Raw genomic sequence first — 3,216 nt, forward strand, 5'->3', positions numbered from 1 at the left:
TTCCAATTGTGATAATTAATACCAAATTACAATATCAAAAATCAATTTCGATTTTAGAATCTAAATTCTAAAATCATAAATCTAAAATTAGAATACATGAGAATAATACCAGCTATAGATATCATCGACGGGAAATGTGTCCGTTTATCAAAAGGCGATTATGATACTAAAATAATTTACAACGAAAATCCGCTTGAAGTAGCGAAATCATTCGAGGCGCACGGAATCGAATATCTTCATTTAGTTGATCTTGATGGTGCAAAATCGAGCAAAATTGTAAATTATAAAATACTAGAACAAATTGCGACACAAACCAGTTTAAAGATTGATTTTGGCGGAGGCTTAAAGTCGGATGAAGATTTGAAAATTGCTTTTGAAAGTGGCGCAAACCAAATTACCGGCGGAAGTATAGCTGTAAAAAATAGAGCAATATTCGAAAAATGGATTTCGGAATACGGTTCAGATAAAATTATTCTTGGGGCTGATGCCAAACATGAAAAAGTGTCTATTTCGGGTTGGTTAGAAGATTCAAACGAAGATTTGATTCCGTTTATTCAGGATTATCAAAGCAAAGGAATTCAGTACGTTATTTGCACCGATATTGCAAAAGACGGAATGCTTGAAGGGCCAAGTTTTGATTTGTATGAAAAAATATTAAAAGAAGCAATCGGTGTAAAATTGATCGCTTCAGGAGGAATTTCAACTTTCGACGAATTACCAAAATTAGCTGAATTAGGTTGCGAAGGAACCATTATTGGAAAAGCAATTTACGAAGGAAGAATTACTTTGAAACAACTAGAAGATTACATAATTAGAAAATGAGAATTAATTAGATAATTTGTCAATTAGAAAATGAGATAATTTTTAACATTGCGTTTAAATTATCTAATTATCAAATTTTCTAATTGGCATATTATAAATTGACACATTAAAAAAATGTTAGCAAAAAGAATCATTCCTTGTTTGGATATAAAAAACGGAAGAACTGTAAAAGGGGTTAACTTTGTTGACTTGCGTGATGCGGGAGATCCTGTTGAATTGGCAGAAATTTACTCGGCGGAAGGTGCTGATGAATTGGTTTTTCTGGATATTTCGGCTACTGAAGAACGTCGTAAAACGTTGGTGAATATGGTGAGAAGTGTTGCCGAGAAAATCAATATTCCGTTTACAGTTGGTGGTGGAATTTCGTCTGTAGAAGATGTAGAGATTTTGTTAAATAACGGAGCTGATAAAGTTTCGATTAATTCATCGGCAGTAAAAAATCCGCAGTTGATTAATGATTTGGCGCAGAAATTCGGAAGCCAATGCGTTGTGGTTGCCATTGATGCGAAACAAATTAACGGACAATGGATTGTGCATTTAGTTGGCGGAAAAGTACCAACAGAACTGAATCTGTTCGATTGGGCTGTTGAAGTAGCTGAACGTGGCGCAGGAGAAATTCTATTTACGTCAATGGACAATGACGGAACTAAAAACGGTTTTGCAAACGAAGCTTTGGCTAAATTGTCAACCTTGATTAATATTCCGATTATTGCTTCGGGAGGCGCAGGAAATATTCAGCATTTTGTAGATTCGTTTAAAGAAGGAAAAGCTGATGCGGCTTTGGCAGCGAGTGTTTTTCACTTTAAAGAAATCGAGATAAAAGCTTTAAAAGAAGAATTGAGAAAAAATGATTTTGAAGTTAGGCTTTAAAAGAAGTAAGAAACAAGAACAAAGAGATTAAATCTATAATAATAAGATTTCAGAGTATCAAAATCTAAAATCTAAAATCTAAAATCTAAAATCTAAAATGGAAATTGATATAAAAAGCGCACACGGATTGATTCCGGCAATAATTCAGGATTCAGAAACAAAAAATGTTTTGATGCTGGGATATATGAACGAAGAATCGCTTCAGAAAACAATTGAAACTCAAAAAGTAACTTTCTTTAGCCGATCTAAACAAAGGCTTTGGACAAAAGGCGAGGAGAGTGGTAATTTTTTGAATCTGGTAAGTATTAAAAATGATTGCGATGGCGATACACTTTTAATTCAGGCAAAACCTGTAGGACCAACTTGTCACACAGGTGCTGATACATGCTGGCAGGAAGAAAACAAAGAAAATTACGGTTTTATTTCTCAATTAGAAAATACTATCAAAACCCGTAGAGAAAATGCCGATTCTGAGAAAAGCTATGTAGCTTCATTATTCGAAAAAGGAATCAATAAAATTGCTCAAAAAGTGGGCGAAGAAGCTGTAGAAGTGGTTATTGAAGCCAAAGATGATAATGATGATTTATTCTTAAGTGAAAGCGCTGATCTATTATTTCACTATTTGATTTTATTGCAAGCAAAAGGTTTTCAGTTGAATGATGTTGTTGATGTTTTGAAGAAACGTCAGAAGTAATAAAAAATAAAATTTTCACCCAGTTTGTCATCTTGAGGAACGAGGGATCTTCTTTAGTAGCTCGACAATGTAGAAATTCTTTGTGTTAGTTTCTTGTGGGGATCCCTCGTTCCTCGGGATGACAAGATTGCGTAAAGAACATTGAGAGGAAAATCAAACTGAAAAATCCGCCTAAATCCGTGCTTTCGTGCAAGCGAATCCGCGTCATCCGCGTGCCATCTCAACGTTACTCCATAAACTCAAAAACCGTAAATTCCTCAGGTTGATTAGAACCATATTTTAAACTTTCATAAAATTGATTACTTTAGTAATAAATAACATTCCTTATGAAATTATTTATTTGTCTTTTTCTGTTTCTGACTCCAACATTAAATTTCGATTTCAAGAAAAATATCTTATCCTATTCAATTGTTATTTCAAAAGCGGATTTAATTGTTGATGGTACAATTTCAGGTGTTTCAAAGGATAAATATGAATTCACCATTAATCAATTTATTAAAGGAAAATCTAATTCGAAAATCAATGTTACAATTTGGGAAGAATGGATGTGTGATGGTCGAGCTGGAGATTTGAAGAAAGGACAAAGATTACTTCTTTTTTTAGAAAAGACTTCAGACAATACTTATTATCCAATTAACGAAAGTACAGGAGAATTATTTATAGAAAAGGACAATTCACCGTCACCATCTATGTATATGTTAGAAAAATTTCCAAATGCAACCGTTATAAAAAGTGGTATTAAAATGTTTATTGATACCTATAAAGTTCATGGAAATTTGAATGATAGATTTTTGCAAAACGTATATTTTCAATCAAATAAATCTATTTTT

4 protein-coding genes are annotated in these 3,216 nt (G+C 33.0%); all 4 read left to right on the top strand.

Annotated elements, in window-relative coordinates; all coding sequences use genetic code 11:
- Window positions 1-96 precede the first annotated feature (96 nt).
- Window positions 97-822, top strand: coding sequence for a 1-(5-phosphoribosyl)-5-[(5-phosphoribosylamino)methylideneamino]imidazole-4-carboxamide isomerase (gene hisA / locus FLACOL7796_RS22910; protein ID WP_173973096.1), 726 nt, complete (start codon window positions 97-99; stop codon window positions 820-822).
- 114 nt (window positions 823-936) lie between these two features.
- Complete coding sequence (hisF, locus tag FLACOL7796_RS22915) at window positions 937-1,692, top strand: imidazole glycerol phosphate synthase subunit HisF (protein ID WP_173973097.1); 756 nt, start codon at window positions 937-939, stop codon at window positions 1,690-1,692.
- Between the two features lie 97 nt (window positions 1,693-1,789).
- Window positions 1,790-2,386 carry a bifunctional phosphoribosyl-AMP cyclohydrolase/phosphoribosyl-ATP diphosphatase HisIE gene (gene hisIE / locus FLACOL7796_RS22920; protein WP_073481261.1) on the top strand — a complete coding sequence of 199 codons (597 nt, stop codon included), beginning with the start codon at window positions 1,790-1,792 and terminating at the stop codon, window positions 2,384-2,386.
- Window positions 2,387-2,712: 326 nt separating this feature from the next.
- Window positions 2,713-3,216, top strand: a 504-nt coding sequence (locus tag FLACOL7796_RS22925) for a hypothetical protein (RefSeq protein WP_173973098.1), incomplete at its 3' end; no start/stop codon positions are given.

The sequence above is a fragment of the Flavobacterium bizetiae genome (assembly GCF_902804475.1).
Classification (GTDB): Bacteria; Bacteroidota; Bacteroidia; order Flavobacteriales; family Flavobacteriaceae; genus Flavobacterium; species Flavobacterium bizetiae.